The sequence below is a fragment of the Kitasatospora sp. cg17-2 genome (assembly GCF_054031055.1).
Genome location: NZ_CM132923.1, coordinates 3269096 through 3294636 on the forward strand (window position 1 = coordinate 3269096; position 25541 = coordinate 3294636).

General features: G+C 74.3%; 25 protein-coding genes and 1 riboswitch. Of the genes, 11 read left to right on the forward strand and 14 right to left on the reverse strand.

The genetic code is table 11. The features are described 5' to 3' along the window. Nucleotides 1–3 precede the first annotated feature (3 nt). The 3 genes from ACW14Y_RS13330 to ACW14Y_RS13340 all read right to left on the reverse strand — a co-directional run bounded on the left by ACW14Y_RS13330 (nt 4) and on the right by ACW14Y_RS13340 (nt 2254). Nucleotides 4–396, reverse strand: a complete 393-nt coding sequence (locus tag ACW14Y_RS13330; protein WP_030391462.1) for a DUF3040 domain-containing protein — start codon at nt 394–396, stop codon at nt 4–6. 408 nt (nt 397–804) lie between these two features. Beyond that, entirely contained in the window at nt 805–1557 is a 753-nt protein-coding gene (locus tag ACW14Y_RS13335; protein ID WP_266268898.1) for a methyltransferase domain-containing protein, read from the reverse strand. Nucleotides 1558–1663: 106 nt separating this feature from the next. Further along, nucleotides 1664–2254, reverse strand: a complete 591-nt coding sequence (locus ACW14Y_RS13340) for an SAV_6107 family HEPN domain-containing protein (protein WP_402721456.1) — start codon at nt 2252–2254, stop codon at nt 1664–1666. Nucleotides 2255–2790: 536 nt separating this feature from the next. Here ACW14Y_RS13340 and ACW14Y_RS13345 point away from each other — a divergent pair. Beyond that, a complete protein-coding gene (locus ACW14Y_RS13345; protein WP_456986821.1) occupies nt 2791–3426 on the forward strand; it encodes a DUF4126 domain-containing protein in 636 nt (211 codons plus the stop codon). 9 nt (nt 3427–3435) lie between these two features. Next, nucleotides 3436–4947, forward strand: coding sequence for a phytoene desaturase family protein (locus ACW14Y_RS13350; RefSeq protein ID WP_456986822.1), 1512 nt, complete (start codon nt 3436–3438; stop codon nt 4945–4947). 64 nt (nt 4948–5011) lie between these two features. Here ACW14Y_RS13350 and ACW14Y_RS13355 read toward each other — a convergent pair whose 3' ends face one another. Together ACW14Y_RS13355 and metF are read right to left on the reverse strand one after the other, a co-directional pair. Continuing rightward, nucleotides 5012–6001, reverse strand: coding sequence for a hypothetical protein (locus tag ACW14Y_RS13355; protein WP_456986823.1), 990 nt, complete (start codon nt 5999–6001; stop codon nt 5012–5014). Nucleotides 6002–6144: 143 nt separating this feature from the next. After that, nucleotides 6145–7059, reverse strand: coding sequence for a methylenetetrahydrofolate reductase [NAD(P)H] (gene metF / locus ACW14Y_RS13360; protein WP_053648173.1), 915 nt, complete (start codon nt 7057–7059; stop codon nt 6145–6147). 219 nt (nt 7060–7278) lie between these two features. On the opposite strand from metF, the gene ACW14Y_RS13365 reads away from it, so the two are divergent. After that, nucleotides 7279–8385: a polyprenyl synthetase family protein gene (locus ACW14Y_RS13365; protein WP_380306719.1), complete on the forward strand. Its 1107-nt coding sequence runs from the start codon at nt 7279–7281 to the stop codon at nt 8383–8385. Between the two features lie 38 nt (nt 8386–8423). On the opposite strand, the gene thiE is transcribed toward ACW14Y_RS13365, so the two are convergent. From thiE to ACW14Y_RS13380, 3 genes are all read right to left on the reverse strand, one after another. Beyond that, the gene (thiE, locus tag ACW14Y_RS13370) at nt 8424–9068 is read right to left on the reverse strand and encodes a thiamine phosphate synthase (RefSeq protein WP_380306721.1); all 645 of its coding nucleotides are present in this window, start codon (nt 9066–9068) and stop codon (nt 8424–8426) included. Further along, nucleotides 9065–9430 carry an Rv2175c family DNA-binding protein gene (locus tag ACW14Y_RS13375; RefSeq protein WP_340631691.1) on the reverse strand — a complete coding sequence of 122 codons (366 nt, stop codon included), beginning with the start codon at nt 9428–9430 and terminating at the stop codon, nt 9065–9067. The genes thiE and ACW14Y_RS13375 overlap by 4 nt, the downstream gene beginning before the upstream one ends. A gap of 65 nt (nt 9431–9495) precedes the next feature. Beyond that, nucleotides 9496–10722 carry an NAD(P)/FAD-dependent oxidoreductase gene (locus ACW14Y_RS13380; RefSeq protein WP_456986824.1) on the reverse strand — a complete coding sequence of 409 codons (1227 nt, stop codon included), beginning with the start codon at nt 10720–10722 and terminating at the stop codon, nt 9496–9498. Between the two features lie 108 nt (nt 10723–10830). Continuing rightward, nucleotides 10831–10943, forward strand: a riboswitch (TPP riboswitch). Here ACW14Y_RS13380 and thiO point away from each other — a divergent pair. The 4 genes from thiO to pknB all read left to right on the forward strand — a co-directional run bounded on the left by thiO (nt 10938) and on the right by pknB (nt 15132). Further along, nucleotides 10938–12101, forward strand: coding sequence for a glycine oxidase ThiO (gene thiO / locus ACW14Y_RS13385; RefSeq protein ID WP_380306725.1), 1164 nt, complete (start codon nt 10938–10940; stop codon nt 12099–12101). It overlaps the preceding riboswitch by 6 nt. Then, entirely contained in the window at nt 12098–12331 is a 234-nt protein-coding gene (gene thiS, locus ACW14Y_RS13390; RefSeq protein ID WP_456986825.1) for a sulfur carrier protein ThiS, read from the forward strand. Before thiO ends, thiS begins: the two co-directional genes overlap by 4 nt. A gap of 3 nt (nt 12332–12334) precedes the next feature. After that, on the forward strand, nt 12335–13132 hold the full coding sequence (locus ACW14Y_RS13395; protein WP_380306727.1) for a thiazole synthase: 798 nt from the start codon (nt 12335–12337) through the stop codon (nt 13130–13132). A gap of 203 nt (nt 13133–13335) precedes the next feature. Next, complete coding sequence (gene pknB, locus ACW14Y_RS13400) at nt 13336–15132, forward strand: Stk1 family PASTA domain-containing Ser/Thr kinase (RefSeq protein ID WP_456988155.1); 1797 nt, start codon at nt 13336–13338, stop codon at nt 15130–15132. Nucleotides 15133–15188: 56 nt separating this feature from the next. On the opposite strand, the gene ACW14Y_RS13405 is transcribed toward pknB, so the two are convergent. Continuing rightward, nucleotides 15189–15818: a sulfite oxidase-like oxidoreductase gene (locus ACW14Y_RS13405; protein ID WP_045938211.1), complete on the reverse strand. Its 630-nt coding sequence runs from the start codon at nt 15816–15818 to the stop codon at nt 15189–15191. 220 nt (nt 15819–16038) lie between these two features. On the opposite strand from ACW14Y_RS13405, the gene bfr reads away from it, so the two are divergent. Continuing rightward, nucleotides 16039–16518: a bacterioferritin gene (gene bfr, locus ACW14Y_RS13410; RefSeq protein WP_030391478.1), complete on the forward strand. Its 480-nt coding sequence runs from the start codon at nt 16039–16041 to the stop codon at nt 16516–16518. 61 nt (nt 16519–16579) lie between these two features. Here the strand turns inward: bfr and ACW14Y_RS13415 are convergent, their stop codons facing one another. Then, nucleotides 16580–16870, reverse strand: a complete 291-nt coding sequence (locus ACW14Y_RS13415) for a (2Fe-2S)-binding protein (RefSeq protein ID WP_380306731.1) — start codon at nt 16868–16870, stop codon at nt 16580–16582. Nucleotides 16871–17023: 153 nt separating this feature from the next. Then, nucleotides 17024–18361: a class II 3-deoxy-7-phosphoheptulonate synthase gene (locus ACW14Y_RS13420; protein WP_266310842.1), complete on the reverse strand. Its 1338-nt coding sequence runs from the start codon at nt 18359–18361 to the stop codon at nt 17024–17026. Nucleotides 18362–18671: 310 nt separating this feature from the next. Between ACW14Y_RS13420 and ACW14Y_RS13425 the strand changes: the two genes are divergently transcribed. After that, nucleotides 18672–20609 (forward strand): anthranilate synthase family protein, encoded by a 1938-nt coding sequence (locus tag ACW14Y_RS13425; protein WP_380390218.1) that lies wholly within the window; start codon nt 18672–18674, stop codon nt 20607–20609. A gap of 70 nt (nt 20610–20679) precedes the next feature. Here ACW14Y_RS13425 and ACW14Y_RS13430 read toward each other — a convergent pair whose 3' ends face one another. Genes ACW14Y_RS13430 through ACW14Y_RS13440 form a run of 3 tightly spaced genes read right to left on the reverse strand, consistent with a single transcriptional unit; the run spans nt 20680 to nt 23477 of the window. Beyond that, entirely contained in the window at nt 20680–21378 is a 699-nt protein-coding gene (locus ACW14Y_RS13430) for a response regulator (RefSeq protein WP_380306733.1), read from the reverse strand. 25 nt (nt 21379–21403) lie between these two features. Next, nucleotides 21404–22621, reverse strand: coding sequence for a MacS family sensor histidine kinase (gene macS / locus ACW14Y_RS13435; RefSeq protein ID WP_380306735.1), 1218 nt, complete (start codon nt 22619–22621; stop codon nt 21404–21406). Nucleotides 22622–22658: 37 nt separating this feature from the next. Beyond that, complete coding sequence (locus ACW14Y_RS13440) at nt 22659–23477, reverse strand: lysophospholipid acyltransferase family protein (RefSeq protein WP_380306745.1); 819 nt, start codon at nt 23475–23477, stop codon at nt 22659–22661. 286 nt (nt 23478–23763) lie between these two features. Between ACW14Y_RS13440 and ACW14Y_RS13445 the strand changes: the two genes are divergently transcribed. After that, nucleotides 23764–24558 (forward strand): alpha/beta hydrolase, encoded by a 795-nt coding sequence (locus tag ACW14Y_RS13445; RefSeq protein ID WP_266310845.1) that lies wholly within the window; start codon nt 23764–23766, stop codon nt 24556–24558. Between the two features lie 10 nt (nt 24559–24568). Next, entirely contained in the window at nt 24569–25438 is an 870-nt protein-coding gene (locus tag ACW14Y_RS13450) for a hypothetical protein (protein ID WP_456986829.1), read from the forward strand. Nucleotides 25439–25541 lie beyond the last annotated feature (103 nt).

The window sequence follows — 25541 nt, forward strand, 5'->3', positions numbered from 1 at the left end:
GTCTCAGAATCCGCCACCGGTCTGCTCGTCGCGCCGGCGCTGCCAGCGCTGCTCGACCCGGTCCATCATCCCGGCCTTGCGGCGCGGCGCGGCGGCCGGACCGGCTTGCTGCGCCTGCCCGGCGGGACCTCGGCGCCAGCCCGTCACGGCGAAGACGGCGCACCCGAGCATCACCAGGAAGCCGACCACACTGACCCAGATCTGATTGGGTACGACCATGCCGCCCATCAGCAGGCCGATACCGACCACGAAACCGCCGACGGCGAGATAGACCCGTCGACGGGTGTAGGTGCGCAGACCGGTTCCCTCTAGCGCCGTAGCGAATTTGGGATCTTCGGCGTAGAGCGCTCGCTCCATCTGGTCGAGCAGTCGCTGCTCGTGCTCCGAGAGCGGCACGGAGTCCTCCTACTCGTCGGTCGCGGGTGCGACCGGTCCGCCGCCCCGGTCGGGGTGGCAAGTCCAATCAGCCTTCAGAACACGCGGTCGGACGCCTGTGCGGGGGCCCGGGCCCGTGTCGTCCATATGCCCCGAGCATCCGGCGGTCATGCTTTCCGGCTTTACCCAGATCATACGGTCCACGGGCTCGCGACGGAGTGGTCGACCACGCGTGGGCCCGGCCACTTCGGCGGCTCCTCGCCGCACCACACTCAACGCGGCGGGAGCCGGACTAGTGCCCGATCCGATGGAATCGGTCCGGACCTGGGGAGATCCCGAGGAGAAGGCGGGGAAACGAGCGGGGGACGCACCGTCGGTCCGTCGGCGAACAGTGGGCGGTCGGCCGGCGAACGGCGGTGGTCCGCCCGGTCAGCCCAGGGTGGCCAGCAGGTGCAGCTGGGTCGCCACGGCGTGGAAGGCCGGCTGCCCGGCGGCGGCCTCCTCCAGCTTGAGCAGCGCCTCCATCGCGCCGGGCTCGGTGTCCACCAGGACGCCCGGGACGAGGTCGGCGAAGACCCGGACGCCGTGCACCGACTCGACCCGCAGGCCGGCCCCGACCGCCAGCCGGTCCAGCTCCTCGCCGGTGAAGCGGCGCGGCATCGGGTCGTGCTCGCCCCAGCGGCCGTCGGCGGCGCCCAGCACCGCGCGGGCCTCGGCGAAGTGGCCGCCGAGCGCCCGGGCGAGCACGGCGCCGTTGCGGTTGGCGGCCAGCAGGCTGACGAAGCCGCCCCGGCGCAGGGTGCCGGCCAGGCTGCCGAGCGCCTCCGCCGGGTCGTCCACGACCTCCAGCACGCCGTGGCAGAGCACCGCGTCGACGGTGCCCGGCGGGACCAGCTCGGGGAGCGTCTGGGTGTCGCCCTGGACGGCGCGGACCAGATCGGTCACGCCGGCCTCGGCGGCCCTGCGCTCCAGGGCGAACAGCGCGTCCGGGCTCGGGTCGACCACGGTGACGCGGTGGCCCAGCCGGGCCACCGGCACGGCGAAGTTGCCGGTGCCGCCACCGGTGTCGACCACGTCGAGCACCGGCTGGTCCAGCTCGGCCACCCGCTTCTCCAGGGCGGCCCGCACCACCTCCCACACCACGGCGGTACGCAGGGCGCTGCGGGGACGCGTCGGGTACAAGGCGAGGCTCCTTGGCACGTGCAGGGTCGATCGGGTTGTCCCCAACCTTAGACCGAGCGCTCCCCCTCCCCTGTCCCCCGCCCCGCCCCGATCGGCCCCGCCCCGGTCAACCGGTCTCCCGGGTGCCGGTGTCCGCGCCGCTCCCCCCGCCCGCGCCGCCCCGGTCCGCGCCGTCCCCGTCCAGGCCGTCCAGCGGCAGCCGAGGGGCGGGCGGAGCGACCCGCAGGCCGAGCAGGCGCTCGACCAGCCGGACGAACAGGGCGGAGTTGCGGATCAGGTCGTCGGCGTCACGGGCCGAGGCCGCGCCCCTGATGCCCGCCTCGGCGGCGGCCCTGCGGCGCGCGCCGGCGGCGAAGTACGGCGCCCACTCGGCGAGCTCGGGCGCCACCTCGGGCAGGACCTCCCAGGCGCTGCGGATCGCCCGGCGGCGGCGTTCGCTCTTCTCCGGGCGGCCGCGGACGGCGAGCACCGCCGCCACCGTGCGCAGCGCGGCGAGGTGCGCGGCGGCGTAGCGCTCCAGCGGGTCGGCCAGGGAGCGGGCGCGGTCGAGGGTGCGGTGGGCCTCGGCCAGCAGGTCCAGCGCTGCGGGCGGGGCGGCGAGACGGCTCAGCACCGGGTCGGCCCCGGTGGCGGTGGACGGTCGGTGGGCGGCGGAGTGGAGGCGGGCGGTGACGTGCTCAGGGTGACTGACGGTCATGGTCTCCCCCGTTCCGAGGCAGCGCGCGAACCGGGTGGTCCGTGCTCCTCCATCGTGAACGCCACCACTGACAATTCGGCCCGCCGGGGCTTCGCTCCGATGACCGCCCGGCCGCCCCCGCCGGTCACCGAAGCGCCGTCCCCCACGGACGGCGCTTCGGAACTCCCGGTCCCCCGGTGGTGCCGGTCCCCCCTGACCCGCTCCGCCGCCCCGTGCCGGCGGTGCGCGGTCTCCGACCGGCTCCGGGGCGGACACCCCCTCGACGCGCTTCCGCCGGTCCCCCGTGACCGCCGGACGCCGATCGTCCGCCCCTCGGGCCGCAGGCGCCCGACGCGCCGCCGTCCCGGTGCCACCACTGTGACGTCCTCGCAGGTCGCGGGGCATCCGTGCAGGTACTCAATCGTCCGTCTGAGTATCCGTACTCAGACCGCCGGGGGCGGGAACCGAGGGCCCCGGCGGCGGCGTCCCGGTACGGTACGGCGAGGGCCGGACCGAACACCGGACCGGATCGCGAGCAGGAAACGGACGGGGAACCGATGACGATCGTCCCGCTGATCTTCACCAGCGGACTGGCGAGCGGGATCAACGCGTACGCGGTGGTCCTGCTGCTCGGCCTGCTGGGCCGGTTCGGCGGGGCCGACTCGGTGCCGCCGGCCCTGGAGCGCACCGATGTGCTGATCGCGGCCGCCGTGCTCTTCCTGCTGGAGGCGGTGGCCGACAAGATCCCGTACGTGGACACCGTCTGGGACGCCGTCCACACCGTGATCCGCCCGATCGCCGGCGCGACCGTCGGTGCCCTGATCGCGGCCGCCACCACCGACCCGGGCTCGCTGGGCGAGGTCGCGGCGGGCGCGATGGGCGGTACGACGGCGCTGGTCAGCCATCTGGTGAAGGCCTCGCTGCGGATGGCGGTGAACACCTCGCCGGAGCCGGCCAGCAACATCGTGGTCTCGCTGGCCGAGGACATCTCGGTGGCCGGACTGGTCACCCTGGCGATCTTCCACCCCTGGCTGGCCGCCTCGATCTCCGCCGTCCTGCTGCTGGTCGGCATCCTGCTGGTGTGGTTCGCGATCAACCGGATCCGCGCCTTCCGCGCCCGCCGCCGCGAACGCCGCACCGCCCGCGCCGCCGCCGGACGCCCTGTGGCGGAGGAGGTTCCGTACCGGACCTAGGATCGAGCCATGGCACGGATCGTCATCATCGGCGCAGGAATGAGCGGACTCGCGGCGGCCTCGCGGCTGGCGACGCTCGGGCACAGAGTGACGGTCTGCGAGGCACGCGACACCTACGGCGGCATGGTCGGCCGCTACGAGCGGGACGGCTTCGCCTTCGACACCGGCCCCGGCCTGCTCACCCTCCCGGCCGTCTACCGCGACCTCGCGCTGAAGACCGGACGGGAGCCGCTGGAGGAGCTGGTGCGGCTGCGCCCGGTCGATCCGGAGAGCCGGCACCTCTTCCCCGACGGCACGGCGGTGTCCCTCCCCAACGCCTCCCGGGGCGGGGTGGTCCGGGCCCTGGACGAGGCCTTCGGCCCCGGCGCCGGCGAACGCTGGGCCGCCGTGCTCAACCACGGCCGCACGGTCTGGGAGGCCACCCGCCGCCCGCTGCTCGAGGAGCCGCTGCCGGCCGACAGGACGCCGCTGCACACCGACCCCTACCCGGTACCGGGCGCCGCCCCGGCCCGGCGCGGCCTGTTCGGCCGGTGGCGCGGCCCGCGCCCGTGGACACTCGCCGACGTCGCCGCGCGGGAGCTGGACGGACACCCCGGGCTGACCGCCCTGCTGCACGAGCACGCACTGCGGTTCGGCCTCGATCCCCGTACCGCCCCCGCCGGGGCCACCGTGCTGCCGTACATGGAGCAGTCCTTCGGCGTCTGGTACGTCGAGGGCGGTCTGCGCGCCCTGGCCGAGGCCTTCTTCCGCCGCTGCGAACAGCGCAAGGTGGAGTTCCGGTTCGGGACGCCGGTCGCCCGGGTGGTCGTCGAGGACGGCCGGGTGACCGGTGTGCAGACCAAGGGCGACCGGATCGACGCCGACCTGGTGGTCTCCTCGATCGACGCGCGGGTGCTGCACACCCAGTGGATGGGCCCGGCCGAGAGCTCGGACGACTGGCCCGCCTCGTCGTCCCGGCTGCACTGCGTGCCCGGGCGGGTCGTGGTGCTGCTGGCGCTGCGCGGCGAGCGCCCTGAGGGCACCCCGCACCGCACGGTCGTGCACTCCCCCGACCCGGCCGCCGAGCTGGCGGGGCTGTTCGACACCGGGACGCCGATGGGCGACCGGCCGACCGTCCAGGTACTGCGGCCCGACGACCCCTCGCTGCACCCGGCGGGGCACGAGGCCGTGGTGCTGACCGCGACCACGCCGTCGCTCGACCTCGACTGGGGCGTGCCCGGCGTACCGGAGGCCTTCGCCGACCGGATGCTCGACCAGGTCGACGCGGCGGGTCTGGGGCTGCGCGAGCGGATGCTCTGGCGGGTGGTCCGCACGCCCGAGCACACCGAGCGCGAGGCCGGGTCCTTCTTCGGATCCGTCCCGCCGCCGGCGCTGGCGGGCCTCGGCGGCGACCTGCTCCAGGCCCCGAACGAGGACTACCCGGGCCTCTACCTCACCGGCGGCGCCGCCCATCCCGGCGGCGGGCTGGCCCGGGTCGGCATGTCCGCCTGCATCGTGGCCAACCTGATCGGCCCGGCCTGAGCCCCGGTCCCGGCCCGAGCCCCGGTGGGGTCCGGACCAGGTGGGGCCCGGACCCGGTGCCCGCTCAGCCCTGGTGCTGCTGCCAGGTGGGCTGCTGCTGGTAGCCGTACTGGTCGTACTGCGGCTGCGGCTGCTGGGGGATGCCGGCGGTGTGCTGCGGGTCGGGCTGCTGCTGGGCCTGCCACTGCTGCTGCTGGTCGTAGCCGTACTGGCCGGCCTGCTGCTGCGGGTCGTGCTGCTGCTCGTGCGGCTGGGGCTGCTGCTGGTAGGCCGCGTAGGGGTCCGGCTGCTGCTGGTAACCGCCGTACGGGTCCTGCTGCTGCTGGTAACCGCCGTAACCCTGGTCGTAGCCGAACACCGGCTGCTGCTGGGCCTGCCACTGCTGCTGCTGTTGCTGCTGCTGCTGGTCGTAGCCGTACTGGCCGGCCTGCTGCTGGAGCTGCTGCTGCGCCGGGTCGTAGCCGCCCTGGTACGCCTCCGCGTAGGCGTCCTGCTGGGGCACCGCCTGGACGTTCTCGACCGCGTGGAGCACCTCGGTCTGCTGCTGCTCGTAGTAGGCGGCGGCGTAGACCCCGTCGGCGGCCAGCTCCTGCATCTCGAAGGCGGCGGTCCGCTCGACGGGCGCCTCCTCCGGCAGCCGGGGCGCGCTGTCCGCGGCCGGTCGGGCCTCCTCGACGGCGCCGACCTCGCCGACCCGGTCCGCCGCGACCACGGCCGCGGCGGCGACCGCGCCACCGCCGGTGAGCGCGCCGAGCAGCGGCACCTTGGCGAGCGGCCCGGGCAGGCTCCCGTCCGGGCGGCGCAGCGACCAGCCGGCCGCGTACCCGCGCTTCACCGAGAGCGTCACGAAGGTCTGGCCCACCGCGAACATCGCCGCGCCGGCGCCGATCACCGGGACCGAGCCCATCGCCATGCCGCCGGCCACCGCGAGGAAGCCGACGAGGGCCAGGCCGCGCCAGTGCACCGGGGCCCGGTTCTGGAACAGCAGCTCGGCGACCAGCCAGAGCGCGACCACCGCCAACGCGGCGTACAGCAGCAGGTACCCGATCCCCATCCCGCCCGCTACCTCCAGTCGCGTGCCCGCGCCCGCCGCGCGTGTGCGGCGACTGTACCCGTTCAACGGCCCGGGTACCGCATCGCGTTCCCACCCGTCGGGCGTACCGGGAAGGGCGCCCCGAGGGGTGGGAAGCGCGCAGCTCAGCGCTGGTGCAGACCGAGGTTCTGGTAGATCTCCAGGGTCGCGGTGGAGTGGTTCAGGGTGATGAAGTGCAGGCCGGGGGCACCCTCGGCGAGCAGCCGCTCGGACATCGCGGTGGCGTGCTCCATCCCGACCTCGCGCAGCGCCACCGGGTCGTCGATGACCGCGCGCAGCCCGGCCTCCAGCTCGGCCGGGAAGGGCGCGCCGCTCAGCTGGGGGAACCGCTCCAGCTGCCGGGCGTTGGTGACCGGCATGATCTCCGGGATGATCGGCGTCTCGCAGCCGGCGGCCGTCACCCGGTCGCGCAGCCGCAGGTAGTCGTCGACCTCGAAGAACATCTGGGTGATGGCGTAGTCGGCCCCGGAGCGGATCTTCGCCACGAAGTGCCGGATGTCCTCGTCCCAGTCGGTCGACCGCGGGTGCATGTTCGGCGAGGCCGCCACGCCGACGCAGAAGTCGCCGATGCCCTTGATCAGCTCGACCAGCTCGTAGGCGTAGGTGACGCCCTCCGGGTGGCTGACCCACTCGCCCATCGGGTCGCCGGGCGGGTCGCCGCGCACCGCGAGCACGTTGCGGACGCCCTGGTCCGCGTACTGGCCGATGATGTTGCGCAGCTCGGCGACCGAGTGGTCGACGGCGGTCAGGTGGGCGACCGGGGTGAGCGTGGTCTCGGTGGCGATCCGGCCGACCATGTTCACCGTGCGCTCCCGCGAGGAGCCGCCGGCGCCGTAGGTCATGCAGACGAAGTTGGGGTCGAGCGGTTCGAGCCGCCGGATGGCGTCCCAGAGCTTCTGCTCGCCCACCTCGGTGCGTGGCGGCATGAACTCGAAGGAGAAGGACCGCTTTCCCGCCGCCAGCAGGTCGCGGACGGTCTGTGCGCGGTCCGGTCTGGTCGAAGCGATACCGAGTGCCATGGTGGCAGGTTAGCCGCCGGTGGAAGGGCGCGGACAACTCCGTCCCAGGTTTTGAGACATCGGATGGACGGGGGGCGAACCCCGAGCGGACGCTGTCGGGGGCGGGTGCGACGCCCGCGTGAACAGCGCTTCACCCGTCCGGCCGAAACCCGCCCGTACGGCTGTTCTCCTCCGCCCCGGATACCCTTGCTGCACCACAGCTACCTCCGGAGCCCCATCGTGACCTCGTCCAGCCCGCGGCCGGCCAACCCCATTGACATGGAGGACGTGCGCGAGCGCGTCAACGCCGCCCTCGTCGGCTTCATGGACGGCCAGGCGGCCCTGCTCAGCAAGGTCTCCCCGCAGCTGGACCCGGTCACCGACGCGCTGCGCGACTTCCTGCTGGACGGCGGCAAGCGGCTCCGCCCGGCCTTCTGCTACTGGGGCTGGCGGGGCGCGGGCGGTTCGGCGAGGGGCGAGGGGATCACCCGGGCGGCGGCGGCGCTGGAGCTGCTTCAGGCCAGCGCGCTGGTCCACGACGACCTCATGGACCGCAGCGACACCCGGCGCGGCCTGCCCTCCGTGCACCGCCGGTTCGAGGCGCTGCACCTCGACCGGGGGTGGCGCGGCGACCGCGAGCAGTACGGCGCCTCGGCCGCGGTGCTGCTCGGCGACCTGCTGCTGATCTGGTGCGACGAGCTGTTCCTGAACTCCGGCCTGGACCCGGAGGCGGTGCTCGCCGCCAAGCCGATGTTCGACCTGATGCGCACCGAGGTCATGGTCGGCCAGTACCTGGACGTGCTGGAGCCGGTCGCCGGGGACTCCGCCGACGGCGGCGCGCTGGAGCGGGCGCAGACCGTGCTGCACTACAAATCGGCCAAGTACACGATCGAGCGGCCGCTCCAGGTCGGCGCGCTGCTCGCGGGCGCCGGGCCCCGGCTGGTGGACGCCTACGGGGCGTTCGGCCTGCCGCTGGGCGAGGCGTTCCAGCTGCGGGACGACCTGCTCGGGGTGTTCGGCGACCCGGCGGTCACCGGCAAGCCGGCCGGCGACGACCTGCGCGAGGGCAAGCGGACGCTGCTGGTCGCGCACGCCGTGCGGGGGCTGCCGGCCGGCGAGGCGCGCCGGCTGGACGAGCGGCTGGGCGCACCCGACCTGACGCCCGCCGAGGTCGTCGGGCTGCGCGAGCTGGTGGCCCGCAGCGGGGCGCCGGAGCGGGTGGAGCGGCGGATCGACGAACTGCTGCGCCAGTCGCTGGGGGCGCTGGAGGCGGCCCCGCTGGCGGACGAGCAGGCCCGGGCGGCCCTGCTGGCGCTGGCCGAGGCCGCCACCGTCCGCAAGTACTGAGCCGGACGACGACGGCCGGACGACGGCCCCGGGGAAGGTCAGACGGCGCGCAGCCGCCGGGCGAACGCGGCGGCCGCCGCGCCCGGGTCCTCGGCCGCCGTGATGGCCCGGACGACCACCACCCGGTCGGCCCCCGCGGCCAGTACCTCGTCCAGGTTGCCGAGGTCGATGCCGCCGATGGCGAACCAGGGCCGCTCGGTGGACAGCTTCGCCGCGTACTCGACCAGGCCGAGGCCCGGCGCGAAGCGGCCAGGCTTGGTCGGGGTCGGCCAGACCGGGCCGGTGCAGAAGTAGTCGACGCCGGGTTCGACGGCCGCCGCGTCCACCTCCGACTCGGCGTGGCAGGAGCGCCCGATCAGCACGTCCTCGCCGAGGATCGCGCGGGCGGCCGGCACCGGCAGGTCGTCCTGCCCGAGGTGCAGCACGTCCGGGCCGGCCGCGTGCGCGACGTCGGCCCGGTCGTTGACCGCGAGCAGCTTGCCGTGCCGGCGGCAGGCGTCGGCGAAGACCTCCAGCGCGGCCAGCTCCTGCTTGGCCTCCAGGCCCTTGTCCCGGAGCTGGACGATGTCCACGCCGCCGGCCAGCGCGGCGTCCAGGAACCCGGCCAGGTCGCCCTGCTCGCGCCGGGCGTCGGTGCACAGGTACAGCCGGGCGTCGGCGAGCCGTGCGCGCCGGTCCGTCACCACGCCATCGCCTGGGCCCGGCGCTTGACCTCGGTGGCCCGGTTCTCGCAGAGCGCCTGGATCGGGGTGCCGGGCAACGACGGGTCCTCGGTGAACATCCACACCAGGATCTCGTCGTCGTTGAAGCCGCTGTCGCGCAGCACCGTCAGCGTGCCGAGCAGGTGCTTCACCAGGCCGGTCTCGTCGATGAAGGCCGCCGGGACCTGCAGCGACTTGTTGGGGCCGCGGCGGACGGCGATCAGCTCACCCTTCTTGACCATGTTGCGGACCTCGGTGATCACCACACCCCACCGCTCGGAGATGTCCGGCAGGTAGAGCCACGCGGGGACCAGGGATTCAATCTTGGCTTCGATCTCACTCACCCCCCCAGACTGCCACCTCCGCGGCCCCCCGCGCACCAATCGCCCTCCCGGCGGCCGCCCCGCGGCTACTCGGCGAGCGCCGACTTCAGCGGAACGGCCGGGTCGGCCGCCCGGGCCCGGTCCAGCACGGCGCCGCGTTCGACCAGCCGCCGGCCCTGGGTCAGGTCGCGCGGGCGGTCCACCGCGAGCAGCGCCCGCAGGACGCCGTCGCGCAGCCACAGCACCGACCAGTCGGCGTCGTCCGGCGAGCCGCGCCAGAGCAGTTCGTCGTCCGCGGCGTGCCGTCCGGCGTACTGCACCATCCGTCCGAACTGCTCCGACCAGAAGTACTGCACCGGGTCGTACGGCGGCGCGTCCGCCCCGAGCAGGGTGGCGGCGGCGGCCTCTCCGGACTGCAGCGCGTGGTCCCAGTGCTGGACGGTCAGCCGGGTGCCGGAGCGCGCCGAGGGGTAGCCGACGCAGTCGCCGGCCGCGAGCACGCCCGGCACGGTGGTGCGCAGCCGCTCGTCCACCAGGACGGCGCCGGCCGCGTCCAGCGCGACGCCGGTGCCGGCCAGCCAGCCGGTGGCCGGGCGGGCGCCGATGCCGACCACGACCTCGTCCGCGGGCAGCCGCGAGCCGTCGGCCAGCAGCACCGCGCCCGGTTCGACGGCGGCCACCCCGGTGCCGCAGCGCAGTTCGATCCCGGCCCCGGCGTACCAGGCGGCCATCGCCCGGCCGACCTCGGTGGGCAGCGCGCCGGGGACGGGCGCCGGCCCGGCCTCGACCACGGTCACCTCGCAGCCCGCCGCCCGGGCGGCGGTGGCCACCTCGGCGCCGATCCAGCCGGCCCCGACCAGCACCAGGCGCAGCCCCGGGCGGAGCAGGGCGCGCAGCGCCAGCGCGTCGTCCAGGGTGTGCAGCAGGTGGGCCCGCTCGGCTCCGGGCAGGACCCGCGGTTCGGAGCCGGTGGCGATCAGCAGCGCGTCGTACCGGACGTCCCCGGCGTCGGTGTGCAGGGTGCCGGCCGCGCCGGGGCCGCCGGGGGTGAGCCCGGTGGCGCGTCGGCCGGTGAGCAGTTCGACGTCGAGCTGCCCGAAGTCGAGGTCCAGGGCGGTGCTGTCGGTCCTGCCGAGCAGCACGTCCTTGGAGAGCGGCGGCCGGTCGTACGGCGCGTGCGGCTCCTCGCCGACCAGCGTGATCCGCCCCTGCCAGCCGTCCCGCCGCAGCACCGCGGCGCACTGCGCCCCGGCCAGCCCCGCGCCGACCACGACCACCCGATCCGTCCGTCCCGTACCGCTCAGCTCAGCCACGCCCGTCACTGTACTGAGCCCGGTCGCAGGTCCTCCGACCTAGGACCGGCCGCTCGTCGGGCCCGTCCCGGGCACCTTCAGCGCTCCGACCCCCCGGAGTTAAGGTGGGAGCACCATCACGGGAGCCCGGCGGACCGGGCTGAGAGGCGGGCTGGCACGGCCCGCGACCGTCCGAACCTGATCCGGGTCATACCGGCGAAGGGAGAGCAGCGACTTTGACACGCTTGGCATCGGGCGACCGCGCCGAGGTGCTGGTGGTCGGCGGCGGGATCATCGGGCTCGTGGTCGCCTGGCAGGCGGCCCGGCGGGGCCTCGGGGTCACCGTGCTCGACCCGGCCCCCGGCGGCGGCGCCGCGCAGGTCGCGGCCGGCATGCTCGCCCCGGTCACCGAACTCCAGTACGGCGAGGAGCCCCTGCTCCGCCTCGGCATGGCCTCCAACGAGCGCTGGGCGGCCTTCGCCGCCGAACTCACCGAGGCGAGCGGCGGCCTGGACACCGGCTACCGGCAGTGCGGCACCCTCGCCGTCGCCCTGGACTCCGACGACCGCGAGGAACTGCGCGAACTGCACGCCTTCCACCGGCGGCTCGGCCTGGACTCGCAGTGGCTCACCGGCCGCGAGGCCCGTCGGCTGGAGCCGATGCTCGCCCCCGGCGTACGCGGCGGACTGCACGTCACCGACGACCACCAGGTGGACGGCCGCCGGCTGGCCGCCGCCCTGGTCCGGGCCTGCGAACGGGCCGGCGTGGTGCTGCGCCGCGCCGAGGCCGCCGGACTGCTGGTCGAGGACGACCGGGCGACCGGCGTCCGGCTCGCCGACGGCACGGCCCTCACCGCCGGGCGGGTCGTGCTCGCGGCCGGCTCGCGCAGCCACCTGCTGGCCGGTCTGCCCCCCGGCGTGCTGCCCGCGATCCGCCCGGTCAAGGGCCAGGTGCTGCGGCTGCGGGTGCCGGCCGCCTACCGGCCGTTCCTGTCCCGCAACGTCCGGGCCGTCGTCCGCGGCGCCCACATCTACCTGGTGCCGCGTGCCGACGGCGAGCTGGTGATCGGCGCGACCACCGAGGAGCAGGGCCACGACACCACGGTCACCGCCGGCGGCGTCTACGAGCTGCTGCGCGACGCGCACGAGCTGGTGCCCGGCCTCACCGAGCTGCCGCTGGTGGAGACCGGCGCCGGGCTGCGGCCCGGCTCGCCGGACAACGCGCCGCTGCTCGGCCCGACCGACCTGCCCGGTCTGGTCGCCGCGACCGGCCACTACCGCAACGGCGTGCTGCTGACGCCCGTCACCGGCGACCTGCTCGCCGAGTACCTGGCCACCGGCGACCTGCCGGAGCTCGCCCGCCCGTTCTCCCCCCACCGATTCACGAAGGTCCCGGCATGAGCCCCCGCACCAGCGACACCCCCCCGAACGTCCGGCTGAGCGTCAACGGCGAGCCGCGCGAGGTGCCCCCCTCGACCACCCTCGCCGAGGTGGTCGCCACCCTCAGCGAGGCCCACTCCGGGGTCGCCGCCGCCCTCAACGAGACCGTGGTGCCGCGCACCCGGTGGCCGCTCACCGCACTGTCCGAGGGTGACCGGATCGAAATCCTCACCGCCGTCCAGGGAGGCTGACCGATGGCCGACGACCTTCTCACCATCGCCGGGACGTCCTTCTCCTCCCGGCTGATCATGGGCACCGGCGGCGCCCCCAGCCTGGAGGTCCTGGAGCAGGCCCTCCAGGTGTCCGGCACCCAGCTGACCACGGTGGCGATGCGCCGGGTCGACGCCGCCACCCAGGGCTCGGTGCTCGACGTGCTGACCCGCAACGGCATCCGGATCCTGCCCAACACGGCGGGCTGCTTCACCGCCGGCGAGGCCGTGCTGACCGCCCGGCTGGCCCGCGAGGCGCTCGGCACGGACTGGGTGAAGCTGGAGGTGATCGCCGACGAGCGGACCCTGCTGCCGGACCCGATCGAGCTGCTGGACGCCGCCGAGACCCTGGTCGACGACGGCTTCACGGTGCTGCCGTACACCAACGACGACCCGGTGCTGGCCCGCAAGCTGGAGGACGTCGGCTGTGCGGCGATCATGCCGCTGGGCTCGCCGATCGGCTCCGGCCTCGGCATCCGCAACCCGCACAACTTCCAGCTGATCGTGGAGGGCGCCGGGGTCCCGGTGATCCTGGACGCCGGCGCCGGCACCGCCTCGGACGTCGCGCTGGCGATGGAGCTGGGCTGCGCCGCGGTGATGCTGGCCTCCGCGGTCACCCGGGCCCAGGAGCCGGTACTGATGGCCGACGCGATGCGGCACGCCGCCGAGGCCGGCCGACTCGCGTACCGGGCCGGCCGGATCCCGCGCCGCTTCCACGCGGAGGCCTCCTCCGCGATGGCCGGCCGCGCCGACCTCGACACCCGCGAGCGGCCGGCGTTCTGAATCCTCGCCCGCTCGCCTCCGGTGCGCTCTGCTCCGGTGCCGACGGTCGGCGCTCCGATGCCCCTTCGGCTCGGGTCGGGTTGTAGGAGCGGGCGTCCGGGGTCACGTGGGCGTCGGGTGTCACAAAGCAGGCACAGAGCGGCCCCCGGAGCGATGTCTCCGGGGGCCCTCCGATCCCCACGGCCTAGACTCGGCGGGTGGACATGGCATTGCGCGACCCCCTGATCGGTACCCTGCTCGACGGCCGGTACCGGGTCGAGCGGCGGATCGCCGCCGGTGGGATGTCCACCGTGTACCGGGGCACCGACACCCGGCTGGACCGGGTCGTCGCGCTCAAGGTGATGCACCCCTCGCTCGCCGGGGACGCCGCGTTCACCGCCCGCTTCATCCGCGAGGCCAAGGCCGTCGCCCGGCTCGCCCACCCCAACGTGGTCAATGTCTTCGACCAGGGCGCGGACGGCGGCCATGTCTTCCTCGCCATGGAGTACGTGCCCGGCCGCACCCTGCGCGACCTGCTGAACGACCGGGGCGCGCTCTCCATCCGGGCCGCGCTGGACATCCTGGAGCCGGTGCTCGCCGCGCTCGGCGCCGCCCACCGGGCCGGGCTGGTGCACCGCGACGTCAAGCCCGAGAACGTCCTGATCACCGACGACGGCCTGGTCAAGGTCGCCGACTTCGGCCTGGTCCGGGTGCTGAACGCCGCCGACGGCGCGACCTCCTCCAGCACCTCGACCACCGACACCGTGCTCGGCACCGTCTCCTACCTCGCGCCCGAACAGATCCACCCCGGCGCCGAGACCGACCGGCGGGTGGACGTCTACGCGTCCGGCATCCTGCTGTACGAGATGCTCACCGGCGCCCGTCCGCACACCGGCGAGAACCCGGTCCAGGTGATGTACCGGCATCTGCACGAGGACGTCCCGCCGCCGTCCGCGACCGTGCCCGGCGTGGTGCCCGAGCTGGACGCGATAGTGGCCGGGGCCTGCGCCCGCGACCGCGACCTCCGTCCGTTCGACGCGGTGGAGCTGCTCGCCGCGCTCCAGCGGGTCCGCCGCGGGCTCACCCCGGCCCAGCTGGACGCCGAGCCGCCCGCCTCCACCCGCCCCAGCCCCCGGTACCCGACCGGCGAGGCGACCTCGGTGCTCACCCCGGTGGCCCCGGCGGCCCCGGTCGAGCGCACCAGCGTGCTGGACGTGCCGCCGGACGTCATGGAGCAGCTGCTCACCGAGCCCCGCCCGTACGACGAGCCGCCGCCGGTCCGGACGCCCCGCGGCCGCCGGGCCGGCTCGGCCCGCCGCTCCGGGGCCGCCCGACGACGGCTGCCGCGCAAGCCGCTGGTCTGGGCGTCCGTGCTCACCGCCCTGGTGCTGCTGGTCGGCGGGGCGACGTACGCGATCTCGGGCGCGGTGTACGGCACGGTGCCGGGCGTGATCGGCAAGGACCGGGCCGAGGCGGAGCGGATCCTCGACGCCGCCGGCATGCACGGGCGGATCACCGAGGTCTACAGCGAGTCCGTCCCGGCCGGCCAGGTGGTCGCGGCCGACCCCGGGGTCGGCACCCGCTCCCGGAAGAGCGACACCGTGACGCTCACGGTCTCGCGCGGGCCGAAGCGCATCGCCGTGCCGGACCTGGTCGGCAAGCCGGCCGCGCAGGCCGGCCCGGCGCTGACCGGGGCGCAGCTGGCGGCCGGCACGGTGACCTCGACGTTCAGCGACACCGTGCCGGAGGGTTCGGTGATCAGCAGCTCGCCCGCCGCCGGGGAGCAGGTGGCGGAGAACACGCCGGTGGCGCTGGTGGTCAGCAAGGGCATGGTGGCCGTCCCGGACGTGACCGGGATGAGCAAGGAGGCCGCGGAGAAGGCGCTCCAGGCGGCCGGGTTCGCCATGCAGAGCAGCGGGGTCAATCTCTTCGGCACCGGCAAGGTGACCGGTCAGTCCCCGGCGGCCGGCGAGCGCAAGCCGCAGCGCACCGTGGTGACGGTCACCTTCCCGTTCTTCTAGGAGCGACCTTCGAGGGGCGACCTTCGAGGAGCGGCCCCGACCGGACCCCGCGCCCCCTACCGGAGCGGGCCGTCGCCCGGCTCCTCCTGGTGGGAGTACCGCTGCTCGCGCCACGGGTCGGCCCGGTTGTGGTAGCCGCGCTCCTCCCAGAAGCCGCGCCGGTCGGCCCGCATGTACTCGACCGCCCGGACCCATTTGGGCCCCTTCCAGGCGTACAGCCGGGGGACGACCAGTCGGACCGGGAAGCCGTGCTCGGCGGTGATCGTCTCACCGTTGCGGTGGGTGGCGAGCAGGGTGTCGGGCGCGGCGAAGTCGGCGAGCCGCAGATTGGCGCTGTAGCCGTACTCGGCCCAGACCATGACATGGGTGACGTCCCGGTCCGGGGGTACCAGGTCGAGCAGCAGCGCGGCGGCCACCCCGGTCCAGTCGCTGTCGAGCACCGAGAAGCGGGTGACGCAGTGCAGATCGGCCCGGACGGTGGTGCGGGGCAGGGCGTTGAAGCCTTCGAAGTCCCAGCTGTGCTTCTCGGCCGAGGCGGTCGCGCCGAACACCTGGAGGTCCCAGGTCAGGGGCTTGAACCGGGGCACCGGCCCGTAGTGCAGGGCGGGCCAGCCGCGTTGGACCCGCTGGCCCGGCGGGAGCCGGGGGTCAGACGGCGACGACGGTTCTTGCTCGGACTGACCCATGGATCCATGGTGACAGACGGCGGGCGGCGGGCCTCGCGCGCCCCTTGGCCGCCTTCCACGCCCCCCTCGTACGGCGCAAGCCCCAGGCAAATCGGATATTCCGACACATGTCCTAGTGAGTGTGAACTTACTGGAATTTCTTCCCGCCCCGGTGCCAGGATGCGTGCAGCCGGAGGGTAACGGCCGTGTCCCGCACGCAGAGCAGCAGGAAGGCAGCGCCATGAAGGGCGACACCGAAGTCATCGAGTTCCTCAACGAACAGCTCACCGCCGAGCTGACCGCGATCAATCAGTACTTCCTGCACGCCAAGATGCAGGAGAACTTCGGCTGGACCAAGCTCGCCAAGTACACCCGGCACGAGTCCTTCGACGAGATGAAGCACGCCGAGGTGCTCACCGACCGCATCCTCTTCCTCGACGGCCTGCCCAACTACCAGCGGCTGTTCCACGTCCGGATCGGCCAGACGGTCAAGGAGATGTTCGAGGCGGACCGGCAGGTCGAGGTCGAGGCGATCGACCGGCTCAAGCGCGGGATCGTGGTGATGCGCGCCAAGAACGACGTCACTTCGGCGAACATCTTCGAATCGATCCTGGAGGACGAGGAGCACCACATCGACTACCTCGACACCCAGCTCGAACTGCTGGAGAAGCTCGGGGAGGCGCTCTACCTCGCGCAGCTGATCGAGCAGCCGGAGTCCTGACCGGAACCGCAGTCCCGACCGGGGCCGCGGTCCCGCGGCACCGCGCCCGGCGGGCCGGGGCTCAGGCGACGCGCAGCGCTGCTATCGGCTCCGGCGCGGACACCAGTGCCGGTGCCGGGTCCGGCTCGGAGTCGGCCCCCGGGTCGGCCAGACCCAGCTTGGCCGCCAGCCGGGCGGTCGGGCAGGGCCGGGCACCGTGCTCGCCGAGCAGGGCCTGGATGCGCCGGACGCAGGAGCCGCAGTCGGTGCCGGCCTTGCAGCCCTTGGCGATCTGGCGCGGGGTGTCGGCCCCCGCGTCGATCGCCCGCTTCACCTGGTCCTCGGTGACCGCATGGCACATGCACACGTACATCGCGGTCTCTCCCGGAGTGAAGCGAGTGGATCTTGACTAAGGCTTGCCTTAGTTCACTAAGCCTCACCTTACCCGGCGATCCGGGCACGCAAAAGCCTCTCCGGCCGGGGAAAACCCCAGGCCGGAGAGGCTTCGCTCACATTCGGGCCGGACTCAGACGGTGCCGCGGTACATCTCGGCGACCAGGAACGCCAGGTCCAGCGACTGGCTGCGGTTGAGCCGCGGGTCGCAGGCCGTCTCGTAGCGCTGGTGCAGGTCGTCGACCAGCACCTCGTCGCCGCCGCCGACGCACTCGGTGACATCGTCGCCGGTCAGCTCCACGTGGATGCCGCCCGGGTGGGTGCCGAGCGCCCGGTGGACCTCGAAGAAGCCCTTGACCTCGTCCAGCACGTCGTCGAAGCTGCGGGTCTTGTGACCGCTGGACGCCTCGAAGGTGTTGCCGTGCATCGGGTCGCAGATCCAGACCGGCTGCGCGCCCGAGGCGGTGACCTTCTCCACCAGGGTCGGCAGGGCGTCGCGGACCTTGCCCGCACCCATCCGGGTGATGAAGGTGAGCCGGCCGGGCTCGCGCTCCGGGTCCAGCTTCTCGATCAGGGTGAGCGCCTCGTCGACCGTGGTGGTCGGGCCGAGCTTCACACCGATCGGGTTGCGGATCTTCGAGGCGAACTCGATGTGCGCGTGGTCCAGCTGACGGGTGCGCTCGCCGATCCACACCATGTGGCCGGAGACGTCGTACAGCTCGCCGGTGCGCGAGTCCACGCGGGTCAGCGCGGTCTCGTAGTCCAGGACCAGCGCCTCGTGGGACGAGAAGAACTCGACCGTCCGGAACTCCTCCGGCGCGACACCGCAGGCGTTCATGAACGCCAGCGCGTTGTCGATCTCGCGGGCCAGCTGCTCGTAGCGCTGACCGGCCGGCGAGTTGCGCACGAAGTCCTGGTTCCAGGCGTGCACCTGGCGCAGGTCCGCGTAGCCACCGGTGGTGAAGGCGCGCACCAGGTTGAGCGTCGCGGCGGACGCGTTGTACATCCGCTTCAGCCGCTCCGGGTCCGGGATCCGGGACTCGGGGGTGAACTCGAAGCCGTTCACCGAGTCGCCCCGGTAGACCGGCAGGGTCACGCCGTCGCGGGTCTCGGTCGACTTCGAGCGCGGCTTGGAGTACTGGCCGGCGATGCGGCCGACCTTCACCACCGGCACCGAGGCCGCGTAGGTGAGCACGGCCGCCATCTGCAGCAGGGTCTTGAGCTTGTTGCGGATGTGCTCCGCCGAGACGCCGTCGAAGGCCTCGGCGCAGTCGCCGCCCTGCAGCAGGAACGCCTCTCCACGGGCCACGGCTCCGAGTCGGGCGCGCAGCTGGTCGCACTCGCCGGCGAAGACGAGCGGCGGATACGAGGCGAGGTCCGCAAGGGTCTTGCGCAGAGCCTCTTGGTCCGGCCATTCGGGCTGCTGCGCCGCGGGCAGGGTTTGCCAGGTGTGGGGATTCGTCACGGTCACGCGGTCAAGGCTACGGGGTGCGGCAACCGAATTGTGACCACCGCCCGAGGGATGAGACACCTTGCGGACAATCGGGTGACGGGCCTCACGCCCCTCCGGGGATCCGCTAGGCTCGGTCCCGTGAACACGCCGCACACCCGATCCTGGTGGTGGGCCGAGCCTTCGGGTGGCCCACAGTCAGCGCGTTCCTAGACGCACACGACGGCCGCCCCCCGGGGCGGCCGTCGGCGTTCCACCAGCCGGTCGGCAGCCTCCCGGAGCGGAAATCCCACCCCGCCGCAGAAGCCATCCCGGAAGGAACGCCGCCACCGTGACCAGTGCCGCCGACCTGCTCGCCCGCCTCACCGCCGCCGACGCGCCGGCCTTCGCCCTGCTGCACCGCCGCACTCCCCGCACCGCCCCGGACACCGTCGAGATCCTGCTCGGCACCGTCGGCAGCCACGACCGGCTGGCCGACCTGCCGGTCCGCCACGGCGTCCCCGCCGACGGCCCCGTCCACGACCTGCTGGCCCTCGTGCCCTACCGGCAGATCCGCGAGCGCGGCTTCGAGGCGCACGACGACGGCACCCCGCTGCAGGCCCTCTCGGTCACCGAGCAGTACGCCCTGCCGCTGGCCGAGGTCACGGCCGCGCTGCCGCAGCTCCCGGTCGCCCTGACCGACGGCGGCTTCGACATCGACGACGCCGAGTACGCGGAGATCGTCCGCCGGGTGATCGAGGACGAGATCGGCCGCGGCGAGGGCGCCAACTTCGTCATCCGCCGCGACTTCACCGCGACGCTGGAGAACTTCTCGCCCGCGCTCGCCCTCACCCTGTTCCGGCGGCTGCTGGACCAGGAGCGCGGCGCCTACTGGACCTTCCTGGTGCACACCGGCGACCGGGTGCTCGTCGGTGCCTCCCCCGAGGTGCACGTCCGGCAGAGCGGCGGGACGGTCGTGATGAACCCGATCTCCGGCACCTACCGCTATCCCGCCGCCGGCTCCGACCTGGACTCGCTGATCTCCTTCCTCCACGACCCCAAGGAGCTGGAGGAGCTGACCATGGTGGTCGACGAGGAACTCAAGATGATGTGCACCGTCGGCGACCTCGGCGGCCAGGTGCTCGGCCCCCGGCTCAAGGAGATGTCCCACCTCGCGCACACCGAGTACGAGCTGCGCGGCCGCACCTCGCTGGACGTCCGCGAGGTGCTGAAGGAGACCATGTTCGCCGCCACCGTCACCGGCAGCCCGGTGCAGAACGCCACCCGGGTGATCAAGCGCTACGAGCGCGGCGGCCGCGGCTACTACTCGGGCGCTCTCGCCCTGATCGGCCGCTCGGCCAGCGGCGGCCAGCTGCTGGACTCCCCGATCTGCATCCGCACCGCCGACATCGACCCGGCCACCGGCCGGCTCGCCGTCCGGGTCGGCGCCACCCTCGTCCGCCACTCCGACCCGGACGGCGAGGTCGCCGAGACCCACGCCAAGGCCGCCGGGGTGCTCACCGCGATCGGCGCCCGCCCGGCCCCCGCCCGGACGGCCGGCCGGAACAGCCCGCGGCTCGCCGACAACCACCGCGTCCAGGCCGCGCTGGACGCCCGCCGGGCCGGACTCGCCCCGTTCTGGCTGCGGATGCAGCAGCCGTCCCGGATCACCCAGGAGCTGGAGACCCTCGTCGTCGACGGCGAGGACACCTTCACCGCGATGCTCGGCCACCTGCTGACCTCGCTCGGCCACCGGGTCACCGTGGCCCGGTTCGACGAGCCGGGCCTGCGCGAGCGGGTCGCCGCCCACCCCGGCGCGCTGGTGCTCGGCCCCGGCCCGGGCGACCCGGCCGCCGCCGACGACCCCAAGATGGCCGTCCTGCGCCCGATCGTCACCGACGCGCTGGCCGCCGTCCGGGCCGGCCGGCGCACCGCCCCGCTGCTCGCCGTCTGCCTCAGCCACCAGCTGCTGTCCGGCGCGCTCGGGCTGCCGCTGGTCCGCAAGGCGGTGCCGTACCAGGGCGCGCAGGAGAGCGTGGACCTCTTCGGCGAGCAGCGGACGGTCGGCTTCTACAACACGTTCACGGCGCGCTGCACCGACGAGGACGCCGCCCGGCTGGCCGCCGCGGGCGTCGAGGTGGCCCGGGACCCGCTGACCGGGGACGTGCACGCGCTGCGCGGGCCGGGCTTCGCCGGGCTGCAGTTCCACCCCGAGTCGGTGCTCACCAGGGACGGGGTGGAGATCGTGGCCGGGCTGCTGCGCGGGGCGGTGGCCGGCGTCCGGCACTGAGCCCCCGTCACCGGGACGACTCCGGTGACGCCCGGGGCGGGTGGGCGTGTCCGCGCGCCCGCCCCGGGCGTCACACCGCGTCGTCGAGCCCCTGCTCGATCGCGTACCTGACCAGCTCGACCCGGTTGTGCAGCTGGAGCTTGCCCAGGGTGTTCTGGACGTGGTTCTGCACCGTGCGGTGGGAGAGCACCAGCCGATCGGCGATCTGCTTGTACGACAGCCCCTTGGCGACCATCCGCAGCACCTCGGTCTCCCGGGCCGTCAGCTGCGGGACGACCGGCGCGGCCGGGGCGGGCGGCTCGGCCGCCAGCCGGCGGAACTCGCCCAGCACCAGCCCGGCCAGGCCGGGGGTGAACACCGCGTCGCCGACGGCGGTGCGGCGCACCGCGTCCAGCAGTTCCTCCCGCCCGGCCGACTTGACCAGGTAGCCGGTCGCGCCCGACTTCACCGCCTCCAGCACATCCGCGTGCTCGCCGCTCGCGGACAGCACCAGCACGCGCGCCGACGGGTCGTGCCCGACCACCTGGCGGCAGACCTCGGCGCCGGACAGGCCGGGCAGGTTGAGGTCGAGCACCACGACCTGCGGGGAGCAGGCGCGGGCCCGGCGGACGGCCTCCTCGCCGTCCCCGGCGGTGGCCACCACGTCCAGCCCGGCCTCGGCGAGGTCCCGGGAGACGGCGTCGCGCCACATCGGGTGGTCGTCCACCACCATCACCCGCACCGGGCGGACGGCGGCCGCCTGCTGATCGGTCGACAGGTCGGTGGTCATGCGCGGAACCCTTTCGCGGGAGGTGTCACAGGAGGCCGGCCGTGGCGCCGGACGCGGTGCGCGGGACCCTGAGCTCCACCTCGACGCCCTCCCCGGGCGCCGAGTACAGCTCCGCGGTCCCGCCGAGGTCCAGCAGCCGGCCCCGGATCGACTGGGAGACGCCGAGCCGCCCGGCCCGCTCCGCCTCGCCGAGCCGCCCGGGCGCGAAGCCGGGACCGTCGTCGCGGACCGAGACCGTGACGGCCTCCGGCTCGTCCTCGACCAGGATCCAGGCCCGCGCCCCGGGCCCGGCGTGCCGGCGCACGTTGTCCACCGCGGCGCCGACGGCGGCGGCCAGCTCGCCGGCGGTCCGCCCGGGAAGCAGCACCGGGGTGCCGGGGGCCGAGACGGTCACCCGCTCGTCCGTGTGCGGGGCGAGCAGGGCCCGGAGGTCCTGCGGCTGCTCCGGCGCGCGCTGGTCGGGCAGCGGTCCGCCGCTCATCAGCGCGCGCAGGGCGCGTTCCTGCTCACCGGCCAGCCGGCCCAGCTCGCCGAGGTCGGCGCCGCCGGCCGGGGCCTCGGTGCCCCGGCGCTGGACGAGCGCGAGCACCTGCAGCACCCCGTCGTGGATGTCCCGGGAGAGCCGCTCCCGCTCCCGGGTGGCCGCCTCGACCTGGAGCGCCCGGGTCAGCGTCGCCTCGCTGGCCCGGGCCAGTTCGATCACGTAGCCGATCGCGCAGCCGGCCACCATGAGCAGGACGATGTTGTGGAGGTTGTCGCCGGTCGCGCCGCCGTGGCCGAGGATGTTGGCGACCCCGATCACCGAGCCGGCCGCCGCCGCCCAGCGCCAGCCGCCCCGGCCGGCGAAGCCGAGCACGGTGCCGGCCGCCCAGATGGTGGGCAGGGTCGGCGCGCCGTGGCTGATCCGGGCGGGGTCGTCGACCATGCCGCTCATCACGATGCCGGTGACGGCGAGCGTGAGATCGGTGGCGAGCACGTACCAGGTGCAGCGCTGCGGGCCGGAGAAGGCCCGGGTGGAGGCGAGCGTCCAGAGGGTCAGCGCACCGAGGTAGATCCAGCCCGCGACGGGGTGCAGGAACGCCAGGTACGAGTCGAAGTAGCGGAGCAGCGCGTAGCCGAGGGCCAGCACCCGGAACGAGGAGATCGCCCGCCAGAGCGGCAGTTCGACGGACATGCCGCCCGCCGCCACCGCCGCGCCGACCGTGCCCGGGCGCGCCGCCCCGGCTCTGCCGCCGTCCGTCATCCCCGTCGCCCTCCCCCGGCGCCGGCCCGGCCCCGTCTCAGGCCGACCCGTTGTCCTTCTGCTGCTCCTGCTCGGCCTTCTCCTGCTCGGCCTTCTCCAGCTTCTCCGCCTCGGCCTTCTCGGCCTTGGCGGCGGCCTGCTCGGCCTTCTGCACGGCCTTGCGCTCGGCGTCGGCCTTCTTCTTGTCGTCCGCGAGCTGCCGCTTGGCGGCGGTCGCGTAGATGTCCACGTACTCCTGGCCGGACAGCCGCATGATCTCGTACATCACCTCGTCCGTCACCGAACGGAGGATGAAGCGGTCGTTCTCCATGCCGTGGTAGCGGGAGAAGTCCAGCGGACGGCCGATCCGGATGCCCGGGCGGGTGCCGAAGTTGGGGACCACCTGGCCGGGCGGCTGCACCTTCTCGGTGTCGATCATCGCGACCGGGATGACCGGCGCGCCGGTGGCCAGGGCGACGCGGGCCAGGCCGCCGACCTTGCCCCGGTAGAGCTTGCCGTCGGGCGAGCGGGTGCCCTCCGGGTAGACGCCGAAGAGCTCGCCCCGGTCCAGCACGGCGATCGCCGAGCGGATCGCCGCCTCGCCGGCGCCGCGCACGCCCGAGCGGTCGACCGGGAGCTGGCCGACGCCCTTGAAGAAGGCGGCGGTCAGCCGGCCCTTGATGCCCGGCGTGGTGAAGTACTCCGCCTTCGCGATGAAGGTCACCCGGCGCTTGATCAGCGCGGGGAAGAAGAAGGAGTCCGAGAACGAGAGGTGGTTGCTCGCGATGATCGCGGCACCCTCGGTGGGGATGTTCTCCTCACCCTCGATCCACGGCCGGAAGAAGATCCGAAGCAGTGGCGCGACGATCATCTTCATCAGTCGGTAGAACAACCCGGGCCTCCTGTATTGCGGACCGGTCGATCCTAATGCCCTTCGGTGTCCGCCCGTGCCCCGCCCCGCCCCGGCGGGGTGTCCCGGGGGCGGGGCGGCCCGGTGCCCGGCGGGGGTGTACGGGGCGGGCGGGCACGTGGGACGATGCGAATTCCGCAGCTTCCGGTGCCGGCCGGTACCCGCACGCCCCCGCACGCCCAGCGCGTACCGCTCGTACCAGCGCCACCTCCAGCGCCACCCTCCAGCGTCCTCGCCCGCGAAGGAGCCCGCCATGTCGCTGCTGCCCGGTGCCGAACCGTACCGCCACCGGGGCGGACCGGTGGGCGTCCTGCTCTGCCACGGGTTCACCGGCTCCCCGCAGTCGCTGCGGCCGTGGGCCGAGGACCTCGCCCGGGCCGGGTACACGGTCGGGCTGCCGGTGCTGCCGGGCCACGGAACCCGCTGGCAGGACATGCAGCTCACCCGCTGGGAGGACTGGTACGCCGAGGTCGAGCGGGAGCTGCTCGACCTGGCCGGGCAGTGCGAGCGGGTCTTCGTCGTCGGGCTGTCGATGGGCGGCGGGCTGGCGCTGCGGCTGGCCTCCGTGCACGGGCCGACGATCGCCGGGCTTGTGCTGGTCAACCCGTCGGTGCGGTCGGACAACCCCGCGAGTGTCATTCTGCCGGTGCTGCGGCACCTGGTGCCGAGCGTGCCCGGGGTCGCCAACGACATCGCCCGGCCCGGCGCGGACGAGCTGGCCTACGACCGCACCCCGCTGCACGCCGCCTGGTCGCTGGCCCGGCTGTGGAAGGACGTCCAGGCCCGGCTGCCCCGGGTGACCCAGCCGGTGCTGCTCTTCCGCAGTCCGCAGGACCACGTGGTCTCCGCGGCCAACTCCGAGCTGGTGCTGGCCCGGATATCCTCGACCGATGTGACGGAGCGGCTGTGCCAGCGCAGCTACCACGTCGCGACGCTGGACCACGACGCGGGGGAAATATTCGCGGCCGCCCAGGACTTCATCCGACGGTTGGCTCCCGCGCACGCGGCGGGCGTCATCCCGGTGAAATCCGACCACCACCAAGGCTGAAGGGCCGGAAGTGCACGAGAGCAGCACGGCGGGCGGCGAGGACGACGCGCCCCGCGAGGACGGTGCGACCACGGGCGGCGCGCGGCCGGGCGCCGGGCGGGCCGACGGCGAGCAGACGGGCCGAGGCCCGGCCGGGGGCGCGGCGGCCCCGGCGACGGGCGGCGAGGCGACGACGGCCGGGTCCGGTTCGGGACCGGTTCCCGGCTCCGGCACGGCTCCGGGCACGGGATCCGCTCCGGGCACGGCTCCGGGCGCGGCTCCGGGCACGGCTTCCGGCTCCGGTGACGCCCCGGTGGCGGCCGAGGGCGGCGGGGCGGCCGAGCCGTCCCGGACGCGGCGCGCGCCCGAGCGCAGCCAGGCCGAGCAGGACGAGATCTTCGCCGCGCTGGTCGCCCAGTTCGACGACCCGGTGGACCTCAACAACCCCAACTGGCCCGAGGTCGAGAACCTCCGGGCGCGCAACGAGCTCAAGGGCTTCAAGGACCCCTCCGGCGCCGACCGGCTCCCCGGCGAGCCCGGCGACCTCTCCGACCTGGCGCCCCAGCCGCGGCCCCGCTCCGGCCGGCCGGTGATGCCGGCCGCCGGCTCCGCCGGGCCGCGCGACTTCGAACTCTCCGAGGGGACCGACGAGGACCACTTCGTCCCGCCGGAGCCGCCGCCACTGCCCGAGGCCGACACCACCGCCAAGTTCGCTTGGCTGGCGGTGCTCGGCGGGCCGGCGCTGCTGCTCTTCGACGCGGTGGTGTGGCGCGAGGTCTCCGGCTGGCCGGCCTGGGTCGGGGTGGCCTCCTTCCTCGGCGGTTTCGCCACCCTGGTGGTCCGGATGAAGGACCGCGACGAGGACGAGCCCGAGGACCCGCACGGCGGCGCCGTCGTCTGACCCCTCCGCTTCCCACGCCCCCGGCCGTACCCGGGCGTCCGTCGCACGGCCTCCCGGGCACCGACCGGGAGGCCGTCGGCGTTCCGGCCCCGTCCCGCGGTCA

Excerpts from the sequence above, each read along its gene's own strand:
- ACW14Y_RS13340 (WP_402721456.1), bottom strand. The coding sequence starts at position 2,254 with ATGACCGTCAGTCACCCTGAGCACGTCACCGCCCGCCTCCACTCCGCC.
- ACW14Y_RS13345 (WP_456986821.1), top strand. The coding sequence starts at position 2,791 with ATGACGATCGTCCCGCTGATCTTCACCAGCGGACTGGCGAGCGGGATC.
- ACW14Y_RS13350 (WP_456986822.1), top strand. The coding sequence starts at position 3,436 with ATGGCACGGATCGTCATCATCGGCGCAGGAATGAGCGGACTCGCGGCG.
- ACW14Y_RS13355 (WP_456986823.1), bottom strand. The coding sequence starts at position 6,001 with ATGGGGATCGGGTACCTGCTGCTGTACGCCGCGTTGGCGGTGGTCGCG.
- metF (WP_053648173.1), bottom strand. The coding sequence starts at position 7,059 with ATGGCACTCGGTATCGCTTCGACCAGACCGGACCGCGCACAGACCGTC.
- thiS (WP_456986825.1), top strand. The coding sequence starts at position 12,098 with ATGAGCCCCCGCACCAGCGACACCCCCCCGAACGTCCGGCTGAGCGTC.
- ACW14Y_RS13395 (WP_380306727.1), top strand. The coding sequence starts at position 12,335 with ATGGCCGACGACCTTCTCACCATCGCCGGGACGTCCTTCTCCTCCCGG.
- pknB (WP_456988155.1), top strand. The coding sequence starts at position 13,336 with ATGGCATTGCGCGACCCCCTGATCGGTACCCTGCTCGACGGCCGGTAC.
- ACW14Y_RS13405 (WP_045938211.1), bottom strand. The coding sequence starts at position 15,818 with ATGGGTCAGTCCGAGCAAGAACCGTCGTCGCCGTCTGACCCCCGGCTC.
- bfr (WP_030391478.1), top strand. The coding sequence starts at position 16,039 with ATGAAGGGCGACACCGAAGTCATCGAGTTCCTCAACGAACAGCTCACC.
- ACW14Y_RS13415 (WP_380306731.1), bottom strand. The coding sequence starts at position 16,870 with ATGTACGTGTGCATGTGCCATGCGGTCACCGAGGACCAGGTGAAGCGG.
- ACW14Y_RS13430 (WP_380306733.1), bottom strand. The coding sequence starts at position 21,378 with ATGACCACCGACCTGTCGACCGATCAGCAGGCGGCCGCCGTCCGCCCG.
- macS (WP_380306735.1), bottom strand. The coding sequence starts at position 22,621 with ATGACGGACGGCGGCAGAGCCGGGGCGGCGCGCCCGGGCACGGTCGGC.
- ACW14Y_RS13440 (WP_380306745.1), bottom strand. The coding sequence starts at position 23,477 with ATGAAGATGATCGTCGCGCCACTGCTTCGGATCTTCTTCCGGCCGTGG.
- ACW14Y_RS13445 (WP_266310845.1), top strand. The coding sequence starts at position 23,764 with ATGTCGCTGCTGCCCGGTGCCGAACCGTACCGCCACCGGGGCGGACCG.